Origin of the sequence: Lachnoclostridium sp. An181 (assembly GCF_002160325.1) — a bacterium.
GTDB lineage: Bacteria > Bacillota > Clostridia > Lachnospirales > Lachnospiraceae > An181.
On sequence record NZ_NFKJ01000013.1, the window covers coordinates 1 to 21,514 of the forward strand.

The 21,514-nt window shown below is 43.0% G+C and carries 17 protein-coding genes; 1 reads left to right on the forward strand and 16 read right to left on the reverse strand.

Annotation, left to right across the window (positions count from 1 at the left end):
* Positions 1 to 272: 272 nt before the first annotated feature.
* From B5F18_RS08765 to B5F18_RS08825, 13 genes are all read right to left on the reverse strand, one after another.
* Entirely contained in the window at positions 273 to 1,100 is an 828-nt protein-coding gene (locus B5F18_RS08765) for a CvpA family protein (protein WP_087157301.1), read from the reverse strand.
* 10 nt (positions 1,101 to 1,110) lie between these two features.
* Complete coding sequence (locus B5F18_RS08770) at positions 1,111 to 2,346, reverse strand: DUF5711 family protein (protein ID WP_087157302.1); 1,236 nt, start codon at positions 2,344 to 2,346, stop codon at positions 1,111 to 1,113.
* A 65-nt stretch (positions 2,347 to 2,411) separates the two neighbouring features.
* Positions 2,412 to 3,446, reverse strand: a complete 1,035-nt coding sequence (locus tag B5F18_RS08775; protein WP_087157303.1) for a LysM peptidoglycan-binding domain-containing protein — start codon at positions 3,444 to 3,446, stop codon at positions 2,412 to 2,414.
* A 207-nt stretch (positions 3,447 to 3,653) separates the two neighbouring features.
* Positions 3,654 to 6,956, reverse strand: coding sequence for a LamG-like jellyroll fold domain-containing protein (locus B5F18_RS08780; RefSeq protein ID WP_162607574.1), 3,303 nt, complete (start codon positions 6,954 to 6,956; stop codon positions 3,654 to 3,656).
* A 137-nt stretch (positions 6,957 to 7,093) separates the two neighbouring features.
* Complete coding sequence (locus B5F18_RS08785; RefSeq protein ID WP_087157305.1) at positions 7,094 to 8,329, reverse strand: YibE/F family protein; 1,236 nt, start codon at positions 8,327 to 8,329, stop codon at positions 7,094 to 7,096.
* Between the two features lie 4 nt (positions 8,330 to 8,333).
* Entirely contained in the window at positions 8,334 to 9,929 is a 1,596-nt protein-coding gene (locus tag B5F18_RS08790; RefSeq protein WP_087157306.1) for an alkaline phosphatase, read from the reverse strand.
* Positions 9,930 to 10,125: 196 nt separating this feature from the next.
* Positions 10,126 to 10,629: a phosphohydrolase gene (locus B5F18_RS08795; protein ID WP_143468400.1), complete on the reverse strand. Its 504-nt coding sequence runs from the start codon at positions 10,627 to 10,629 to the stop codon at positions 10,126 to 10,128.
* An 18-nt stretch (positions 10,630 to 10,647) separates the two neighbouring features.
* Positions 10,648 to 11,589: a transketolase family protein gene (locus B5F18_RS08800; RefSeq protein ID WP_087157307.1), complete on the reverse strand. Its 942-nt coding sequence runs from the start codon at positions 11,587 to 11,589 to the stop codon at positions 10,648 to 10,650.
* A complete protein-coding gene (locus B5F18_RS08805; RefSeq protein ID WP_087157308.1) occupies positions 11,577 to 12,413 on the reverse strand; it encodes a transketolase in 837 nt (278 codons plus the stop codon). Before B5F18_RS08805 ends, B5F18_RS08800 begins: the two co-directional genes overlap by 13 nt.
* Positions 12,414 to 12,607: 194 nt before the next feature.
* Positions 12,608 to 13,204: a recombination mediator RecR gene (gene recR, locus B5F18_RS08810; protein ID WP_087157309.1), complete on the reverse strand. Its 597-nt coding sequence runs from the start codon at positions 13,202 to 13,204 to the stop codon at positions 12,608 to 12,610.
* 29 nt (positions 13,205 to 13,233) lie between these two features.
* Positions 13,234 to 13,587, reverse strand: coding sequence for a YbaB/EbfC family nucleoid-associated protein (locus B5F18_RS08815; protein WP_087157310.1), 354 nt, complete (start codon positions 13,585 to 13,587; stop codon positions 13,234 to 13,236).
* 11 nt (positions 13,588 to 13,598) lie between these two features.
* Positions 13,599 to 15,164 (reverse strand): DNA polymerase III subunit gamma/tau, encoded by a 1,566-nt coding sequence (gene dnaX / locus B5F18_RS08820; RefSeq protein ID WP_087157311.1) that lies wholly within the window; start codon positions 15,162 to 15,164, stop codon positions 13,599 to 13,601.
* A 27-nt stretch (positions 15,165 to 15,191) separates the two neighbouring features.
* On the reverse strand, positions 15,192 to 16,268 hold the full coding sequence (locus tag B5F18_RS08825; protein WP_087157312.1) for a 6-phosphofructokinase: 1,077 nt from the start codon (positions 16,266 to 16,268) through the stop codon (positions 15,192 to 15,194).
* Between the two features lie 250 nt (positions 16,269 to 16,518).
* Between B5F18_RS08825 and B5F18_RS08830 the strand changes: the two genes are divergently transcribed.
* Entirely contained in the window at positions 16,519 to 17,382 is an 864-nt protein-coding gene (locus B5F18_RS08830; RefSeq protein WP_087157313.1) for a methionyl aminopeptidase, read from the forward strand.
* 57 nt (positions 17,383 to 17,439) lie between these two features.
* Here the strand turns inward: B5F18_RS08830 and B5F18_RS08835 are convergent, their stop codons facing one another.
* From B5F18_RS08835 to B5F18_RS08845, 3 genes are read right to left on the reverse strand one after another with little or no spacing between them, the layout of a single operon-like run.
* Positions 17,440 to 19,266: an ABC transporter ATP-binding protein gene (locus tag B5F18_RS08835; protein WP_087157314.1), complete on the reverse strand. Its 1,827-nt coding sequence runs from the start codon at positions 19,264 to 19,266 to the stop codon at positions 17,440 to 17,442.
* Positions 19,256 to 20,983 (reverse strand): ABC transporter ATP-binding protein, encoded by a 1,728-nt coding sequence (locus B5F18_RS08840; RefSeq protein WP_087157315.1) that lies wholly within the window; start codon positions 20,981 to 20,983, stop codon positions 19,256 to 19,258. The genes B5F18_RS08835 and B5F18_RS08840 overlap by 11 nt, the downstream gene beginning before the upstream one ends.
* Before the next feature lie 19 nt (positions 20,984 to 21,002).
* Positions 21,003 to 21,449 (reverse strand): hypothetical protein, encoded by a 447-nt coding sequence (locus B5F18_RS08845; RefSeq protein ID WP_087157316.1) that lies wholly within the window; start codon positions 21,447 to 21,449, stop codon positions 21,003 to 21,005.
* Positions 21,450 to 21,514 lie beyond the last annotated feature (65 nt).

The window sequence follows — 21,514 nt, forward strand, 5'->3', positions numbered from 1 at the left end:
TTTATTATATCTCATTCATTTTTGTTTGTCAAGAACTTTTTTATTTATTTTTTCAAGTCCTTTCCAAACTCCTCCGCCGCTCTTTGCGACAGCCATATTAGATTATCATATATAAGCACCTTTGTCAACCAATTTTTTGATTTTATTTTGAATGCTTTTTTGATAACCAAAAAGCCCACTGCTCTCACAGTGGACTTTAATTTTATCATGCCATTTTTATTTTTGTCAAGTCTTATTCTCATCTTTATTAAACTTTTTTTCATAACACCGCATTATCTGAATTTCATCAGCATATCCATAATATAGTTGTGTTCATATAAAAACTGTAGTATGGAATTGTCTTGTATCATTGTCATGCAGTCTTTTCCCCACTGGAAATTATATCCGAGTGTGATGACAAGGAAAGCTGTCCACACGATCACCAGCCAGATGGCAATCCCCAGTGCCCCTCCGGCCACACGATTGAGGCCGTGAATCACCGGCAGATCCGAAATGATCCCTGCAATGAAGAGAATCATACGGATAATAATGGAAATTAAGATAAAAGTAATGACAAACGCAATAATATCGAGAACAACCTTTGCCAGGTACGCACTCACATAGTCTACAAAATTATCCACTCCCAGCTCTTTGTAGACTTCCTCATTATTGTTTGCCCTCAAACCATCCTTAAAAACCTCCGGCAAGTCAGCGCTCTGAATGGCCTTCACCTGTTCCTCCCGCGGGATCTCAACTGTTTTTGCGAGCTCTTTCAATTTCTCATCCGTAAGACCGTATTTTGACAAATCTATTTTCGACAAATCCACGTCTCCCGGAAGATCTGTCCCGGTGAGTTCTTTAAACTTCTGTCTGAGCATTTCATTGCCTGTCTGCTTTGCCTCAGACACAAAGATACTCTCACACTTTTCCTGTATCATATCATCTATTGGAGTGAGTGTGTGCAGCGCTTTGCTGACATACGGCGTGGCAAGCACCACAAGCACGATTGTTGCAGCCGTGGCAGCCACAGACACAATAATTTTAATAAATCCTCTGATGTACCCTACTATCACGCAGATGAGAAACAGTATCCCAACTGCTATCAATAACCAATTATTCATCTTCGCTCTCCTATTTCGTCAGCCTCATTTCCTTCAGGCCGCTCATTGTTATCGCACAGTACTTGTTCATACCCTCGGATGGAAATATGTTCACAATATCCTCTTCCAGTTCGCCTTCAAAACGGTGTACCCCCTTTGCAGTAAAAATGCTGCACTTCTTTCCATCGTAGAGGATAACTTCATCTCCTTCTATCTTCATATTCCCGTACTCGCTGTCCAGCTCCTTCAAAAAAAGCTCTTTTCCATTTGCTGTGTAGACCCCCAGCACGTCACTGCCGCTTTTGCCCTTGAAAATAATTCCGATATAATCTTTATTGTAAAATAGACTTTTTACTTCTTTGTCAAACTTGACCGTTTCATTTACCTTTGGCCGCCTGGTCCCCTGACAGAGGATCATCTGTTTTGAGCCTACCATCACAGACTCGTCGCCTCCCATAAAAAATACGGATGGAATCACCTCGTCTTTGTATGTAAACTCCTCTGATTTATAATCACCCTCCCCTTTTGGATCACCTCCGAAATCATAGTACACGACTTTTGATGTCAGAACATTTTCCTCCACCAGCAGATAAGAGACCGCAAGAATATAACCGTCCCTTGAAATCGCAATATCCACCGGGTATCCGGCTGTCCGGAATGATGATCTGTTTTCCACCAAAATATTTCCGGCCGCATCATAACAGACAACCTCCGCCGTGCTCTCCTCTTTCAGAAGAACGCTCACGATCCCCTGTCCGGAGACAACCACTTTCTGAATAGGCTTTGTTGTCTGTATCTTTCCTTTGAGCCCCTTTTTGTCAAATACCAGGATCTCATTTCCTCCAATATCTGCAACCGCTGCGGACTCTTCGCTTACTTTTGCCTCTGGATCGTGCAGCTGACACGCATGACTCCACTTTTCCTTTCCGCGCGTATCCATAAGACTTACTTTGTCGAGCCCATATCTTAAAATTCCATCTGCAAAAGTAATATACTTATCCTGCGCGAACTCACTGCCATCCGCCGTGTAGACAACATCCATATCAGTATATTTGTGAAATGTGATAAACAGGTAGACTCCTGTTATCAAAAACATAATGGCTGCAAATGCAATCAACATGTGTTTTTGAAATTGCTTTTTCCTGAATCCATCCCGCCTTCTCACTGTTTCCCTCGCTTTTGCTCTCTTTGGAACTCTTCGCTCAAGCATTGCCACCTCTTCTTCTTTCACAACCCTTAAGTTTGGATTTCTCTTTTGTTTTGCCATTTCATGTCCACCTTTGATTCTTTTTATCTATACTCCGTGTTTCTTAAGTATAGCACAGTTTTTCTTTAAGGTAGTAATAATTTTTGTCCGATATAGATTAAGTCATCATCGGAAAGTCCGTTCATTTTGCAGATTGCTTCCACATGACTGGAATCTCCATATATTTTTCTGCTTATCTTTGCAAGCGTGTCACCTTTTTGCACAATATAAAAGTCATCCTCGTCCACTCCATTTGAAGGATCTGTTTGTTCTGTTCCTTTGTTTTTTTCTTTTTCAGTCTCTGTCTCATTTTTTTCGCCTGTATCTACATTTTTCTTTTGCTCTTTTGCGCTGCTCCCGACATTTTCGGAGAGAACCTCCAGTGAACTTTGCACGGACTTCATTCGGTCATAATTATTGATCATGGTTACGCCGATCACAAGAACAACCAGTACAAGAAATGCACTTGCCATGTACATAAATCGGTTCGATTTTTTCTGTTCCTGGAACTGTGTCTTTTCCTGGACTATGTCACGAAAACTCTTCGCAGCCTTATCTTCAATAACTTCACTGGGTGTCATCCCTATGCGGTCCCTTCTTGCAACCATATAGTTCTGCATGTCCGGATTCTTTTCATAAAAAATGTAATATCCCCCAAGCTGCATAAGATCATGGTATTTATATGTATAGATCTGCTCTTCCTGTTCCCCTTGTTTTCGTATAATAAAAAGAGTGCTGCCCTGCGGAAAATATGTCTCCTGAAGGTTCAGGATGCTCTCATCCATTTTCACGGACAATTCTCCCGGGAATAAAAACCAGCCTATCAGTTTCCCCTGTGGAAAAAACTCTCCGCATTCTTCCTTTGTCTTATCAAAACTTTCTCTGGTGAATCCTATATTTCCATCTTTTGTATCCAGCTCATTTATCTTTACGGCACCTGTTATGTACACATATTCCTGTTCTTCATCCTGAACACTCTCTCCGATCAGGACCGCGCCCATTGGTTCCACGGAACCATTGCACTGATTCAAGAATGTATCCACATAATCCTCCATATAAACCTTCGGACTGTCGCTGACATTTCCGATTTGCCTTACATTTTTTGGCAGCTGTCTTTTCATTCCATTCACCTCATCTTACATATTTTTTTCAAGGATAACACATCCTCTTTGCCGAATTTATCAGTTACTGTCAGCGTGTCCGAAAAGTTTTCGACAGCACCTCCCTCCCTTATTGAAAATCATACAGTATCATTCAAAGAAAACTCGGATTATGACAGAAAAAAGGCGTTGACCCCAAACGGAATCAACGCACTCTTTTCATTAAATTTATCCTCTTTTTCTTCTGAATGCCGCAAATGCCGCAAGTGCTATGGCAGCCCCTGCTGCAAAGGGGAGTGCTGTTGTCTCATCTCCTGTTTTTACGGATTTCTGTGTGTTGGATGTTGTATTGTTTGCAGATGTTGAAGTTATTGTCGCTTTTTCTTCATTTCCTGCTGCCGGCTGTGCCCCTGCGTTTGCTACTGTCTCCCCTTTTACCGGTGTCAGTTTTGCAATCGCGCCTTCCAGCTCTGCCATGGATGCATCCACTGTTTCTTGTGTTGCATTTTCATCTGCAAGCACTTCCCTGGCAGATGCCAAAGCAGTGCGCATTACTGCAAAGCTTTCCGCCTCATAATCATGCTCTGCAAATCCTTCTGCCTGTGCTACAAGATTTTCCAGGGCATTTTTGTCTGGTTTAAGCTGCATATCTGCCATTGCTGTCATAAGGTTTTTCCATGCTGCAGTTACTTCTTCCTGCATTGCGTCCCCATCGTCAAGTACCTTTCTTGCTTCATCTAAAGCTTTGGTAAACTCCTCTTTTCCTTCATCAAGATATGCATCTATATTTTCTTCCATTGTCTTGGCAAGCACAATTACTTTTTCAAGGTCTGCCTTATCTGCTTTTTTGAAGGACAGATACTGCATGGATTTGATCAGTTCTTTCCATGCGTCGTCAATCATAGTCTGTGTAACTGTTGTATCACCATTTTGGACTTTTGTATAAATATCATTTGCATTTTTGTATGCTTCTTCAAATCTTGCTTTTACGGAGTCGATCACATCTTCTGTTTCAACGTCTTTTGCAAGTTCCAGTGCGTATTCCAAAACTGCTGTGGAAAGTTCTCTGTGAACCGGCTGATTTTCTACTTTCTCCACACATTCCTTCAATTCGAGATATGCCTGCAGCATATTGTCAACAGTTGACTGTTTTGCATTTTCTACTGCATCTTTTAAGTTTTGTGTTAAAACTTCATCGTAAATCTGCTCGTCTTCATTGTCTTCTATTTTCTGTAACAGATACTCCGCATAGAAAATAGCCTCCTGTACAAGCGCACTGGAATCTCCCGTCACATTGTAGTATGTCTGGATGTCTTCTTCACTTAAAGGACGGTTCCACATTTCCAGCTCATCCATATCAAAGCCAATGTTTCCGTATGCTCCTCCGCCGTCTACACCAAGCAGCATATTTAAATTACTTGTCATATCCCCTATTTCTGCAATAGATGTTTCTTTGTACAGCACACCGTCCATATATGTTCTTGCAACCTGATTGGTCCGGTCGATCGTAAATGTCATCATATGCCAGCTGCCCTTGTACTGAGGTACTTGTCCTGTCGCGTAAACACCATTTGCGTCATCTCCAAGTGTAAACTCGATTTTTTCTGTGTTTGAACCTTCCGGGGCAATATTGATTCCTTTTCTGTACCAGTTTGTCCAGTTTTTATTGCTGAGAATAGAACCATATCCATTACAGGAATTTACTTTTGTCCAGAAATTGATCGTCAAGTCTTTGTCCACGCCCAGATTCCACTCTTCACGATTTCCAAGGTCCACATAATCGTTTCCGCTGCCTCCGATCGTCACAGCTTTTCCAAAATCTGAACGGTAACTTTCTGTATAATCCACATTTCCATGTGCAGCCGCATCTTTCTGTCCGATTTCATCTGTGAGACTGCCTTCAAAATTCATCTCAAAGAATTTTCCGTTTTCAATATCATCCGGCAGCACGGTTCCACCGTCTATTTCCGGAAAACTTAATTCTCCCGCGGTCCGGAAAGTTCCTGTCAGCGGTTTTTCACTTCTATTCCCAAAATCATCCACAGCATAAATTTCTACTGAATAAATCCGCCCTGGTTCAAGCCCTTCAAATTCAAACAGCATGGTGTTTGGTCTGTAGTAATATCTTGACAGAGAACGGAAAGTTCCGTTCACTGATTTTTGGGCAGGTTCTCCTTTGACCGGAATCTGTTTTACTTTCATGGCAGCGAATTGATTTGTAAAAGAATCTTTGACACTTACTTCATAATGATTGACCAGCTGATCATCCTGCGCATGATCGAATCCAAACGTCAGACCTGTTTCTGTTACATTGGATGTGTGGATTTGCGCAGTCTCTTCAAACCATGGCGCAATTTTACTTCTCTGGTCATCTGTATAACGGAATCCTTCTTTCCCATTTGTTGTATCTATGATCCAAGGCATTCCGATCCATCTTTCATTCGATACATCAAATCGGCGGATAACTGTTGTTCCATCCTCCAAAACAGAGATAAAGTTACATGTTTTCTCCGGTATCTCTAAGTTTCCGGTATCCAGATATCCCCCTTCTATAAAATCTCCCGGCACGTCTTTGTAGATATAATTCATGGAGCCATTCTCAACGACCGTAAAGTTTTTCTGATAAATTGCAGATTCTTCTTCTACCGGAAAATGTGTATGTGCTGAAAACAGCATTGCCTGTGGATAATCGGCAAGGATATTTTGCACATCCATTCCCATCGTGTCGTATACTCCGGCCCACTGACCTCCAAGCGTTGTTCCCTGATATCCGCTGTGAGCCTGCACAAAAATCGGCTTTGTCGGATCATAATCACTGGCTGATGTAATCTCCTCCAGCGTTTTTTTCAGGAAATCCTGATAACCGCTCTGCTGTCCGCCGTATCCAAATGTACTTTCACCATTATAATCCAAAGTAATAAAATCATATCCATTTACTTTGGTGTGCAGATTTCCCACGTAGTTTGTCTCACTGTTTCCATAAAACCACTGTCCATCCTCTCTATGGTTTATATCAAACACATCTCCCATGACATCGGCAAAATCATGATTTCCACTGGCCAACATGACAACCGGTTCATAATCCCCGAAATTTTCCGTAAATACCTGATCCACTGCCGCATACCAGCCTTTTGCATAATCCTTTTCACTGCCAGGATCATTTCCTCCCACAACATCTCCATTATCCATGATCGCATCTATTTGAAAATTCTTCTCATCCGCCCATTTTCGGATTCTCTGATACAGATAATTTTGCGCCTCATAACTTACTTTTTGTGTGTCAGAAATATCTTCCGGTTTTCCTCCAAATTCAGTATCTGACATTGTTAAAAATTCAATCTTTGTTTCTGCATCATTATACGCATTATTAGCCGCATCGATTTTTTTCTGTGTGATTCCTTCACTTGTCTGTTTCGTTTCCTTTGCCTGCACCTTCATGGATGAAACCGCCGGAACTGAGTTTAGCAGGACTCCTCCTGCCACTGCAAGCACTGCGATCCTTTCGCATTTCTTTTTCCAAGATGTTTTCATGTCTTCACGCCTCCTCATACTTCATTTTCTTTTCATCATCTTGCACTTCAAATATAGGCGAAACAGTTTATAGGCAAATCAAGACCTTGAAAAACCTGTGTAAATTTTTTTCTCTTTTGTAAATAAAAATGTTTTCTCTATTCCATTGGATTTTTTGCCGGAATGCCGGAAATCTCCTCTGTTTTTTTGTTCTTTCTCCAAAACTCTGTTTTTAACAGACGCAAAAGTTTGATCGAATGTTCTTTTTTGGTCAGCAAAATTCCTGCCGTCAAGGCAGTAAACGGCGCTACAGTTACAAGGCCGAAACTTCCCACAACCGTATCCAACACTTCTGATGCAACATATTTATAGTTCAAAATATGGTCGATCGGCGTTCCTTGCGCCATAAATACCATGAGCAGCGTCACATATCCTCCGGAATACGCAAGCAAAAGTGTGGTAGTCATTGTCCCCATGGCTGCACGGCCAACATTCATACCGGATCTGGCTGCTTCCTTCCACGAAATATCAGGCTTTTTTTCCACAACTTCATGGATGGCTGAAGTAATATCCACTGACAGATCCATCATTGCCCCGGATGCTCCGATAAATATACTGCTCATAAAAATAGCAGTCAGGTTCAAGTCCTGGAACCCACTGTACAAAAGAGACTCTGAATCCGGCATGACAGCTCCATGAATTTTAAACATGTCGGTAAATACAATACCCAAAATGCAGGTTGCCATAATCCCGAGCAAAGAGCCAAGGGAGGCGGTTACTGTCCTCCTGTCAAATCCATACACGAAGAAGATGATCATCACTGTCAAAAACGTAGTGATGAGAATTCCCACCCAGACAGGGGAATACCCTTTCAGATACGTTGGCACAAGAACTTTCCATATAGTCAATACTGTTATGGCAAAAGAAAAGATTGCCTGAAATCCATTTTTTCCGGCCACGATCACCAAAAATACCGCAAAAACAGCGAGCAACAGAATCTCCTTGTCAAGTCTGAAATGGTCCGACATGACCGCAGAAGTGATCTCCTGATCATCATTATAACTGATCGTAACAAACGCTTTATCGTTCACCTTGTAAATTTTATCTTTTTCCAGAGAACCGCTCAAAAAATTTACACCGGTTATTTCTTTTCCTTTAAACATTCCGTTTTGAATGCGCATTTTGCATGATTGTTCTCCCGACTGGATCAGTCCGGAAGTTTTTACTGTTGAATTATCAACTTCCGTTACCAGGCCAACCGCACGTTCCGTTCCCTGATAAATCAAGGCATCCTCATAGCCTGTTGGTATGGCTATGAGGATTAAAATTACAACGAGACCGATCACAATATTTAGGAGCAAAGAATTTTTCTTTGTGAAAAAAATCTGTTTCATAATTCTATTTTACTCCTGTCAGTGCAGCTAATTTTTTGTAGATATCTGTGTTGTCATAGTATCCGTCAAACTCGTCTTGTCCAATTCCTTTTGCAAACACTTCAACCGGGAGACCTGTATGCGCATAAGAGCCGAAATTGATACCGCTTTTATTGTTCAGGATATGTGTGATGGTAACTGTAAGCGGTTCATAACTTCCGTATTTCACATATTCATCCTGCCCGAATTCTTCCTCTTCTCCGGTTCTTGACATGGTTGTATCGTACGCTTCTTTTAATTTATCGTACTCATACTGAGTCATCACAAGACTGCCGTCATTTTGAGATTCCGGATGCTGGTTTGCATTGTCTTTTTGCTGTAACTGTGTTTCATTTGTCACCGGCGCCCGAAGACCGAACAGCTCTGTAACGTCTTTCATGACTGTATCAAAATCTGTCTTGTTTTCTTTGTAGCCCGCTACATAATCCGAGTCAAATTTGGCATAGGAAATTTTCTGATTATTAAAGTTTGTAAGGAAGGTATCATAATCTGTTCCTGCATATCCGATTGTCAGACCACCGGTTTCATGGTCTCCTGTCACAAGGATCAATGTTTCGTCCGGGTGTTCTTCATAAAATTCTACAACCTCGGACACCGCCTCATCCAATGCAATCGTATCTGTGATCGTAGATGCGGCATCATTTGCATGGCAGGCCCAGTCAATCTTTCCACCCTCTACCATCATAAAAAATCCGTTTTCATTGTCGAGCATTTCAATTCCTTTGTCCACATAATCAGCCAGCGCCCATTCTCCTTCTTTTAAGTCCATATCGTAAGACATTGCATCATCATCAGCCAAATGTTCGTCGATCACAATTGTCTTGCCGTCTTTTTCTGTAAGGGCCTCTGCCTCTTTCTGGGTTTTCACTACTTTATATCCGGCCTCCTCGGCACATTTATATAAGTCTTTTTGTTTTTCATCTGCACCTGTTGGTTCCAAAAGCGCACCACCTGCAAAATAATCAAATCCGCTTTCGATCATTTCCTGTCCAATCTCATAGTAATTACTTCTGGACTCCTGGTGTGCATAAAATGCAGCCGGTGTAGCATGGTTGATATTGACAGTGGAAATCACGCCGACTTTATAATCCTTTTGTTTTTTTAACTTTTCCGCGATCGTTTCATATTCTTTACTGAAATCTTCGCTGACATTGATGCTGCCGCTCCATGTTTTTTCTCCGGTTGCGATTGAAGTTGCTGTCGATGCGGAATCCGGCGCAAAGGATGTGCTGTCATATGTCTGTGCGGATCCGGAAACAGGGAATTTCATCATCTCCAGATTTGTCTGGCTCTCCAAAATTTCTTTTTCTTCTCCGTCCACAGTCAATTTCTGCCCATTCTCTTCCAATGCATTTGCACTTTTAAAATAATTAGTCAACTGTATCTGCGGATAGCTCATTCCATCCCCAATAAATAAAAATACATATTTTGGAATTTTGCCGTTTGTCCCACTTTCTGCGGATGCCGTTTTGTTTCCTGTTGTTGTTCCTGTACATCCTGTAAGCATACCTGAAATTAAGAGTGCTGACATCATCATCAGACATACCATTTTTTTCTTCATATTGTTCCTCCTGATACTTTATCCATACTATTGTCAGGATTATATTACTAAACTCATGGACATTGTATCTATCCAGAAACTGTAAAACATATATCAATTGTATGTAAAATCAGCCCCCTCTCACCTTCTCTTCGAAAAAGAAAAATCGGAGATACCAAATTTGATATCTCCGAAATAAACACGGTTTTCTTACCATCTATCTTCGTTTACTCGTCTCACAGGCCCCACAAAATTTATCTGTTAATACAGTGATCCATCCTTCCTTTGTTTTTGGAAAACGAAAGAAATTCAGCGGCCACATGTGAGTCAATATAATGTCTTTTTCGACACGATTTAATTTCCAAAACTTACTCGCGTTTTTATATGCAGTTTTTGGATGCGTCAATCCATGAAAATGGTCTCCTGTTTTCTTTGCATGCGTATGCCAGTCATACAGGAATAAATCGTGCAGCATCCCCGCCCTGGCAGCCGAGACAGCGTCCAGATGCATAAATCTACACAGCTTATAATTATAATAGGCCACATTCATGCAGTGTTGATAACAATTTGTATTTCCGTGATGCGCGTACAGTTTCATTCTAAGCACAACCGGATGTCTGGCCAGGTCTTCTATGCACTTCCAGAAATCTTGGTGCCATTGTACCTCTCGAAATTGCTGTTCTTTTTTTATTCTGCTTTCTATATTTCGAAATCCAAACATCCGTTTCCTTCACTTCTCTTATTCTACAAATGTTTTTACTTTCTTATAAATGCTCTTTGCATCCAATCCGTATTTTGCGATCAATTCCAAAGCCGGACCTGATTCTCCAAACACGTCATTGATTCCAATCTTCATGACTTTGCATGGCATTTTCTCGCACAGTACATCGCAGACAGCGCTTCCAAGTCCTCCGATCACGGAATGTTCCTCAATCGTCACCACTTTTTTGCACTGTTCTGCGGCTGATACAACAAGTTCTTCGTCAAGCGGTTTGATCGTGTGGATATTAATAACCTTTGCCTGGATTCCGTCTTTCTCCAGCATCTTGGCAGCCTCCAAAGTTTCATAGACTTCCAGACCCGTAGCAATAAGCGCAACATCGTTTCCTTCTCTTAATACTATTCCTTTTCCGATCTCAAAATGATAATTTGACTCATCATTTACAACCGGAACCGCAAGTCTTCCGAAACGCAAGTATACTGGTCCTACATATTCAAACGCTGCTTTCACTGCAGCTCTTGCTTCAACATCGTCCGCAGGATTGATGACAACCATACCAGGTAGCATCCGCATAAGCGCAATATCCTCATTACACTGATGTGTCGCTCCGTCTTCACCAACAGAAATTCCCGCATGTGTTGCGCCGATCTTGACGTTCAATTTTGGATATGCAACAGAGTTGCGAATCTGCTCGAATGCCCTTCCAGCCGCGAACATAGCAAAAGAACTCGCAAACGGAACTTTTCCCGTAGCAGCAAGGCCCGCAGCTACACCGATCATATTTGCCTCCGCAATCCCACAGTCAATGTGACGCTCCGGGAAAACTTTCTGGAACATTGCTGTTTTTGTGGCACCTGCCAAATCTGCATCAAGGACTACCAGTTCCTCGTGCTCTTTTCCAAGCTCAATCAATGCATTGCCAAAGCTTTCTCTGGTTGCAATTCTCTTTACTTCTGACATAATGCCTCTCCTTTCTTCTCCAATTCTTCCATTGCGGTTTTGTATTCTTCTGCATTCGGCGCTACTCCGTGCCAGGACGCCTTATTTTCCATAAAGGAGACATCTTTTCCTTTTATTGTCTTTGCAATGATCACAGTAGGCATTCCCTTTACTTCTTTTGCTTCTTTGAAAGCTTTATCGATTTCATCGTAGTTATGTCCGTCGATATTGATGACATGGCAGTTGAATGCCTCAAACTTTTTGTCAATTGGATATGGAGAGTTTACTTCCGCCACATCGCCGTCAATCTGAAGTCCATTGTTGTCCACGATCATCACAAGATTGTCAAGTTTTCTGTGTCCTGCAAGCATGGCAGCTTCCCATACCTGGCCTTCCTGAAGCTCACCGTCTCCAAGCAGTGTATATACACGGTAATCTTTGCCTGACAGTTTTGCGGAAATCGCCATACCAACTGCCGCGGACACGCCTTGTCCGAGAGACCCGCTTGACATGTCAACTCCCGGAGTCTGTTTCATATCCGGATGTCCCTGAAGATAAGACCCTACATGGCGCAGTGTCCTTAAATCCTCCACTGGGAAAAATCCCCGAAGAGCCAGCGCTGCATAATATCCGGGTGCTCCATGTCCTTTTGACAGGACAAAACGATCGCGATCCTCCATACGCGGATTTTCAGGGTCTATGTTCATCTCCTCAAAGAATAAATACGTATATAAATCCGCAGCAGACAACGATCCTCCTGGATGACCGGATTTCGCATGAAAGACTGCCGTCACAGCACCTTTTCGTACTTCATTTGCAGTTTTCATCAGTTGTAATTTGTTCATGAAAATGCCTCCTGTGCTTTACTTCTACTTTCGTTCACCTTGTTTGCTTTCCTATTCTACCATATTCTTATATCTTCTTAGCAAATTTTTTATCTCTTCTATCATTTTTTCTGTTTTGGCGCAAGAAACCAGGCCGCCCATCCATAGTTTTGGGCATATTCTACATTTATCGACCTTTAGGACCTCCTGTTTTCCTAAATTTGCGTCCTGCCTTCCAACGCCCGCAAAAGCGTAACCTCGTCAATGTACTCCAGATCCCCTCCAACCGGTACGCCACTTGCGATTCTGCTGACTTTGATCCCTGTAGGCTTGATCAACTTGCTGATATACATTGCAGTCGTCTCTCCTTCCAGACTTGAGTTTGTCGCAATAATAACCTCCTCGACATCTCCTCTAAGACGCTCCATCAGCTCTTTTAATTTAATATCAGAAGGACCGATTCCAAGCATCGGAGAAATCGCACCTTGAAGCACATGGTACACTCCATTGTACTTTCCTGTCTTTTCATATGCCGCCAGATCCCTGGAAGTTTCCACCACCATGATGGTCCCATGGTCCCTCTCGGAGGACGCGCAAACCGGACAAAGCTCATCATCTGTCAAAGTATAGCATTCCTTACAATAGCGCACATTATTCCTTGCATCCAACATGGCTTTTGCAAGTTCCTCCACCTGCTCTTTCGGCATGTTTATCATATGAAAAGCCAGCCTCCCGGCTGACTTTGGTCCAATGCCCGGAAGTCTTGATAATTCTTCGATCAGTTTCCCTATCTGACTTCCATAATATTCCATATCTATATCTGCTCCTGTTTTATAAAGCTTTAAAATAATCCCGGCATTCCACCGCCAAAGCCGCCTGTCAATTTTGACATTGCGGACGCTGATTCTTCATCTACTTTTCTGAGCGCCTCATTGACTGCTGCCACGATCAGATCTTCCAGCATTTCGATGTCATCCGGATCCACAACTTCCTCATCCAGTTTCACTTTCATGACTTCCTTCACTCCGGAAACAGTCACCTCAACAGCTCCGCCGCCTGCAGTTGCCGTGAATTCCTTTGTCTCCATCTCTTTTGCCTGTTCTTCCATCTGGCGCTGCATTTTCTGCGCCTGTTTCATCAAATTCGCCATGTTGCCCGGCATTCCGCCTCCCGGGAATCCTCCACGTTTTGCCATGGTAAACCTCCTTATTCTTCTACAATAATCTCTGTTCTTACGATCTGTTCCAAATCCACATAGTCTTCTTCAAATCTTCGCCCATCTTCCATCTGACGCACTTCGATTTCAACTTCTCTGCCCGTTTTCTCTGCGATAAGACGCTTTATCTCTCCCGTATGCTCTGGTTTTCCCACGACCGCTGCCCCAAGTGCATCGGGCATGACAATCAATAACTGTCCTTGGTTGCCCACGCTCAGCTTTGCCATCTTTAAGTAATTTTTCAGCATCGGGGATGCATCTTGTATAAGCCTTCGGAAATCTTTGACCACTGCTGTGACATCTTCAGGCACTGCTTTTGGCAATTCCTTTTTTTTGCGCGGTTCCTCTTCTTCTAGTTTTTGATACGGCACCGCTGCAGTCTCTTGCGCCGGCATAAACGCTCCTTGTTCTATCTTTTTTTCAAGGGCACGAATCCGTTCTGTCAAAGACTCGGTATCTGTCTCCATCTGCGGTCTGCAAAGTTTGATAAACGCGACCTCCAAAAGCACTCTTTTTTGCGTCGCATATTTTAACTGTCCGGAGAGCTCCGAAAAAATGCGGATATAACGCATCAATGTATCTGTCTCCACCAATTTGGCCTCTTCTTTTAAGACTTTTAAATTTTCTTCGGATACATCGAGCACGTCCTCCATATTATCAGAACTTTTTGCTAATAGCAAGTTCCTTAAATACCACGTAAAATCTGAAGTCACCAAAGATAGCTCCCTGCCCTGCATTACCAGTTCCTCCACACATCTTAGGACTCCGCTCACATCATAAGCCGCCAGTTTTCTCAAAAGGTTCCCAAACACTTCAGTATCCACTGTTCCGAGCACTTCCAGGACATGTTCATATGTGAGTTTCTGGCCAAGATAAAAGGCAATACACTGGTCCAGAAGACTAAGAGCATCCCTCATGGAACCGTCGCCTGCCTTTGCTACATATCGCACAGCCCTGTCCTCAGCCTCCACATGCTCTTTTTGAAGCAGCTCGCTCAAACGGTTCGCGATCACGTCGATCCCGATCCGCTTAAAATCATACCTTTGACATCTGGAGAGAATGGTCACTGGTATTTTATGCGACTCTGTGGTCGCCAGAATAAAAATCACATATTCCGGCGGCTCCTCCAAAGTCTTTAAGAGTGCGTTGAATGCTCCTATGGAAAGCATATGCACCTCGTCGATGATATACACCTTATATTTCCCTGCTGTGGGACGGTAATCCACTTCTTCCCTGATCTCACGGATGTTGTCCACACCATTGTTGGATGCCGCGTCAATTTCAATTACGTTCATGGATGCCCCGTTTGCGATCGAACGGCACATGGCACATTCCCCGCAAGGGCTTCCATCCACAGGGTGTTCACAGTTGACCGCTTTGGCAAAAATTTTGGCCACCGTTGTCTTTCCTGTCCCCCTTGTGCCACAGAATAAATATGCATGTCCGATCCTATTTGCCTTGATCTGGTTTTTCAATGTTGTGACAATATGGTCCTGTCCCTTCACATCACTGAATTCGTCTGGCCTGAATTTTCTGTATAAGGCAGTATATGACATCGTTTCCACTCCTTTATTGTATTGTCTCTATTCATCTCCAAAACTGATTCCTGTCCATCTTGCCTCCTGGATGATGCTGGATGCAGGATCTACACATTTCAGCTTTCCCGCAACCTCTCCAAGCGGCACTTTCGTGATCTCCCCGCTTTTGATCGCAACCATATATCCGTACTCTTTATTCCAGATTAACTGCGCTGCCGCTGCTCCGAGCCTTGTCGCAAGCACACGGTCATACGGGCAAGGAGAGCCGCCCCTTTGCGTATGCCCAGGGACCGTAATGCGCACTTCCTGCCCGCAGCGCGCCTGTATCTGCTCTGCAATTTCATATGCAATGGACGGATATTTTCTTTTTTCCAGTTTCTTTTTGTACTCCTTCTTTGTCAGCGCTGCGTCTTCTTTTGAGATAGCACCTTCTGCGACCGCAAGAATGGTGAATTTCTTTCCGGAAACTTTTCTTCTTGTAATTGCCTGTACGACTTTATCGAGGTCATATGGAATTTCCGGCAGCAAAATAATATCTGCTCCTCCTGCGATACCTGCATGGAGCGTTACCCATCCAACCTTATGGCCCATGACTTCCACAATAAATACACGGCTGTGGGAAGTAGCTGTTGTATGGATACAGTCTATGGTCGTCGTGGCAACATCCACAGCACTCTGGAATCCAAATGTCATGTCTGTTCCCCACAAGTCATTGTCAATGGTTTTTGGCAAAGTCACGACATTTAATCCTTCTTCCCTTAAAAGGTTTGCCGTCTTGTGTGTGCCATTTCCTCCAAGAACCACAAGGCAGTCTAAATTTAATTTGTGATACGTGTGTTTCATTGCCTCCACCTTGTCAATGCCATTGGAGTCCGGCACACGCATCAGTTTGAACGGCTGCCTGGATGTCCCAAGAATGGTCCCTCCAATTGTAAGGATTCCGGAAAAATCTTTCGCTGTAAGCATATCAAACTCCGAATAGATGAGGCCCTTGTACCCATCCTTGAATCCATAAATTTCTATGTCATTCGTCTTTGAGTATAATCCCTTCACTACACCTCTCATCGCCGCATTCAGCGCCTGACAGTCACCGCCGCTTGTCAGCATACCAATACGTAACATCTTTTACACATCCTTTCCATTGCTTTTCATAATTTTTATTATATCCCATTTTATCCTTCTCAACAAGAAAAAGAGCCGCCAATTTTGGCGTGCTCTTTTTCTCCTGCGCAGATTATTTTCCTACTTTTTGATAAAATTCATCTGAAAATTTTTCTCTTCCTCCACGCCTTTCCAACAGAAAAATTCGTGTTATAATAAATAAGGGGCAACACTGCCCGCAATTTTATAAATAATCGAGGTAACATCGCATATGGAAAGAAATGATTTATGCTGGTGTGGCAGCGGCAAAAAGTATAAAAAATGCCACATGCAGATAGACGACAAATTATTATTGCTGGCCGCAAAAGGAGAAATTGTACCTGACAGATCCATGCTCAAGACTCCCGCCCAAATAGAAGAGATCAAAAAAAGTGCTGAACTGAACACCGCTGTTTTGGATTATGTGGCGGCCAACATCAAGGCTGGCATGAGCACAGCCCAAATCGACAATCTTGTATACACTTACACAACCGAACACGGAGGGATTCCGGCTCCTCTTGGATACGAGGGATTTCCAAAAAGTGTCTGCACTTCTATCAACAATGAAGTGTGCCACGGAATTCCGGATGAAAACATTATTCTTCAGGAAGGAGATATCATCAATGTAGATGTTTCCACCATTTTAAACGGATATTTTTCCGATGCCTCCAGAATGTTCTGCATCGGCCAAGTATCGGAACGTGCCAAAAAACTGGTGCAGGTAACAAAAGAATGCGTGGAGCTCGGATTAAAAGAGGCTAAACCTTGGAACCATCTTGGGGATATTGCATATGCCATCAATTCCCATGCCCAGGCAAACGGCTACTCTGTTGTGGAGGATATCGGGGGCCATGGAATCGGACTTGAATTTCACGAAGATCCGTTTGTAAGCTATGTGACTCCAAAGGGAAGCGAGATGGTCCTGGTGCCTGGCATGATGTTCACCATTGAGCCAATGATCAACGAAGGATCCCCTGACTTTTTCGTGGATGAGGACAATGGCTGGACTGTATACACCGAAGACAACGGTCTGTCCGCTCAGATTGAATACATGGTTCTGATCACTGAGAACGGGGCAGAAGTGCTGACAAAATAAAATACCGGATATTGCAAAAGGCCTGAAAACAAGTTTTCTTGTTTCCAGGTCTTTTCATCAATCACCCGCAAATTGACTGTTGTAAAGATTTGCATACACGCTGCCTCTCCTTATCAGCTCCTCGTGGGTTCCCTTTTCCACAATGTCTCCATTCTGCATCACCAGGATCAAATCTGCATCCATAATGGTGGACAGTCTGTGGGCAATAACAAAGCTGGTTCTGTCTTTCATCAGTACTTTCATTGCCTTTCCTATTTCAAGCTCTGTCCTCGTATCCACACTGGAGGTTGCCTCATCCAGTATAAGTACAGAAGGGTTGGCAAGCAATGCCCTGGCAATCGTCAAAAGCTGTCTTTGTCCGGCAGAAATTGTCTCTATGTCATTTCCAAGAATCGTATCATACCCTTTTGGCAATGTGCGCACAAAAAAATCGACTCTGGCCGCTTTTGCGGCTGCAATGATCTCTTCCCTTGATGCATCTTGTTTTCCATAGGCAATATTTTCGGCAATGGTTCCTCCAAACAGCCATGCATCCTGAAGCACCATCCCAAAATTCTCACGGAGATTCTTTCTGCTCAAGTTTCTTGTATTTTTCCCATCCAGAAAAATCTGTCCCGCATCCACTTCGTAAAATCTCATAAGAAGATTTACAAGCGTAGTCTTTCCTGCACCTGTACTTCCCACGATCGCCACCTTTTCTCCGGGCTTTACCACAAAACTGATGTCGTGCATAAGAGTGCGCTCTTTCGTATAGCCAAACCGCACGTTCCGAAATTCCACGTATCCTTTTGCATCCTTTACCTTTTCTGACATTTTCCTGTCAGGCTCAAGCTCTTGCTCATCCAAAAATTCATAGATCCTCTCCACTGATGCCAACGCTGACTGCATTGCATTCACCATATACGAAGCTTCAGTCAATGGTTCGGCTGACTGGTTTACATACTGAAAAAATGCCTGAAACGCTCCCACTGACAGTACACCGTCTATCAAAAATTTTCCTGCTGCCAGCGCAATGCACACCTGTCCCAGTCGATTCACCATCCGTATAGCCGGATTGATAGCATTTATCATAAAATCTGCTTTCCGGGCAGTTTCCGCAAGTTCTTCTGTCGCAAGACGCATCCTTTTGGCGCTGCTCTCTTCCTGGCCAAATGCTTTGATGATGGTTCTCCCGGTGTAATATTCTTCCACCAGTGCATTTACATTTCCCATACATTGTTGACGTTTAGCAGCCAGATGCAGTGTCTGTCCGGAAAAAAGTTTTGTCACAAACATGGATAGCGCGATAAACACAAGGAATATCAATGTCAGACCAGCATGAAAATAAAACATCATAATAAGGGATCCGATAATAAGCCCTGTGGATGTAAATAGCTTTAGCAGCCCTGTCTGCAGAGCCTCTGCCATTTTATCCAAATCGTTTGTACAGTAACTTAAAATTGTCCCTGTCTTATGCCTGTCAAAATAGGATAAAGGCAGACGGTTTAATTTTTCACTGATATCTGTACGCAGCCTTAAACTTAACCGCTCTGCAAAGCTTGCCATCATAAATGCCTGTACTGTGGAAAACAGCCATACTCCAAGATACATCAAAAAAAGAAGAAAAATTTCCTGTCCGCCTTGTTCCCACGTCACCCGGAACGCAACTCCAAGTCCATTTGCCGCCTTGATATTTTCCCAGAGCCGGTTCACTATCCCCGCGCTGTAAAATGGTGCTGCCACAGAAAGTATCGTATAACATACAACGGAACCCAGAACAATGTAAAGTCTCGTGTGCTGCTCTTTTACGGACTTCCACATTCTTTTGAAAGTCTGCATTGCGCGATGTGGTTTTTCTACACCATACCCGTCATCAAACACCAGATTTTCATCTCTATTGTCCATCTGTCTTTCCCCCCTTCATCTGTGATTCTGCAATTTCTCTGTAAATACTGCATTGCTCCATCAGCTCCTTGTGCGTTCCAAGCCCTGCGATTTTTCCATCTTCCAGCACAATGATCTGATGTGCATTGACGATCGTATTCACACGCTGTGCAATGATCAGTACAGCTGCATCCTGGATTTCTTTTGAAAGCGCCTTTCTAAGCGCTGCATCCGTCTGAAAATCTAAAGCGGAAAAACTGTCATCAAAAATATAAAGATCCGCTTTTCTGATAAGCGCTCTTGCAATGGCGAGCCTTTGCCTTTGTCCCCCGGAGAAATTGGTCCCTCCCTGTGCAACAAACGTATTCAGCCCCTGGGGAAGAGAAAAAACAAAATCTGCCTGCGCTGTCTTTAAGGCCTTTTCCATCTCCGTTTCCGTTGCCTGTTCATTCCCAAATCTTAAATTGTCTGCAATCGTACCGGAAAAAAGCCATGCCTTTTGCGGCACATAGGCAATTTCTTTTCTAAGATCTTTTTGCTGTATCTTCCGGATATCTATGCCTCCAAATACAATCGCTCCCTTTTGTATATCGTGGAATCTTAAAAGCAATTTTGCTATCGTGGATTTTCCACTCCCTGTACTGCCGATGATAGCTGTTGTCTCACCCTTTTTACAGGAAAAACTAATGTTGCCAAGCGTCGCCTCGTCTGCATCCTCAAAACGAAAATCCACATTTTGAAATGCACATACAGTGTCTTTTACTTCTTCCATTTTCCCACTTCCATCATAGATTTCAGGAGAATGAGACAAAACCGCATCAATTCTCTCAAGGCAAATTTTTGCTCTTGGAAGAAGAATGATCACCATCTGCGCCATAATGACATAAAAAAGGATTAAAATCGCGTATTCTGTCAGTGCAGTGATATCTCCGATTTTCATAAATCCCTGTCCGATCCGGTTGCCGCCAATCCATAGAATTGCAACAATGCACAAGTTCATGACCAATATGGCAAGACTTTCCAGCCCCGCAAAAAGACGATTGGCCTTAATGGAAGACAAAGCATAATCCTCAAATGATCTTCTCATCCTCTTCTCTTCATATTGTTCTTTATTAAATGCACGAAGAACTCTGACTCCTGTTATATTTTCCCGGAGCACCACATTGATCCTGTCCAGAAACTTTTGTAAAGATCCAAAAATCACCGCAGCTTTTCTTGTGATAAAAACTGCACATACGATAACCAATAAAGTGATCCCTACGAGCAGTGTTCCCATAGCCTTGTCAATAGAGAACGCCATGACCACTCCCATCACGCACATGATCGGAACCGGAAGAACCATCTGAATACTCCACACAAACGCCTGCTGGACAATATTTACATCATTTTGTGTCCTTGCGATCATAGAACCTGTACCAAACTTTTCAAAATCATGATCCGAGAACCCCAATGTTTTTTCATACAGCGCATTGCGCATATCTCTTCCGATCTTTGCAGACAATACCGCACACAGATAACTGCCAAATACAGTCCCGGCACCGGAAAGCACTGTCACAAGAAACATCAATGCTCCTTTCTCTGCGATCACACTAATAGACCTGTTTCCAACTCCTTCGTTGATCATCCCTGCCGTGAGTGTGGGGATAAAAAGCGCTCCCACCACATCCAGGAGCATTACCGCAAGTGTAACGACACACCACAGCTTATATGGTTTTAAAAATCTTAAAATCATCTTCATGGCACACGTTTTCTTCCTTTCATCTAAACTGCTCTTCATATACTTCTTTCAGACACGTTCCAAAATATGCCACCACTTCAATAAACTTGTCGGAATATTTTTTAAGTGTCATCTCCATGGCTTTTTCTTCGGCCCGGTAAAGAATGTCCAGACGTTTCTGTATGTATTCTTTTCCCTTTTCAGTCAAATGCATTTCCAGTTCTCTTCGCTTTCCCGGTATGGGCCGCATCATAATATACCCCTCCTTCTGCCACTGCTTTGTGATGGTATTCAGCGTTGTCTTTGGTATCATCCATTGCTCATGTATCTGTTTTTGTGTATGCGGTTTTTCATCATCCATGGCATACATCAGACACAGCTCCGACTCCTTCATATCCAGTTCTTTCGCATACGCATAGTAACCTTCGTCCACATTATTGATCGCAACCGCCAGTTCACGAACCTTTGTTTTCATATCATCTTTCATTTTCTTCCTCCTGTTTTTATATTCACTTATACAAAAAATCCGAAATCGTATTTCTATTATAATAC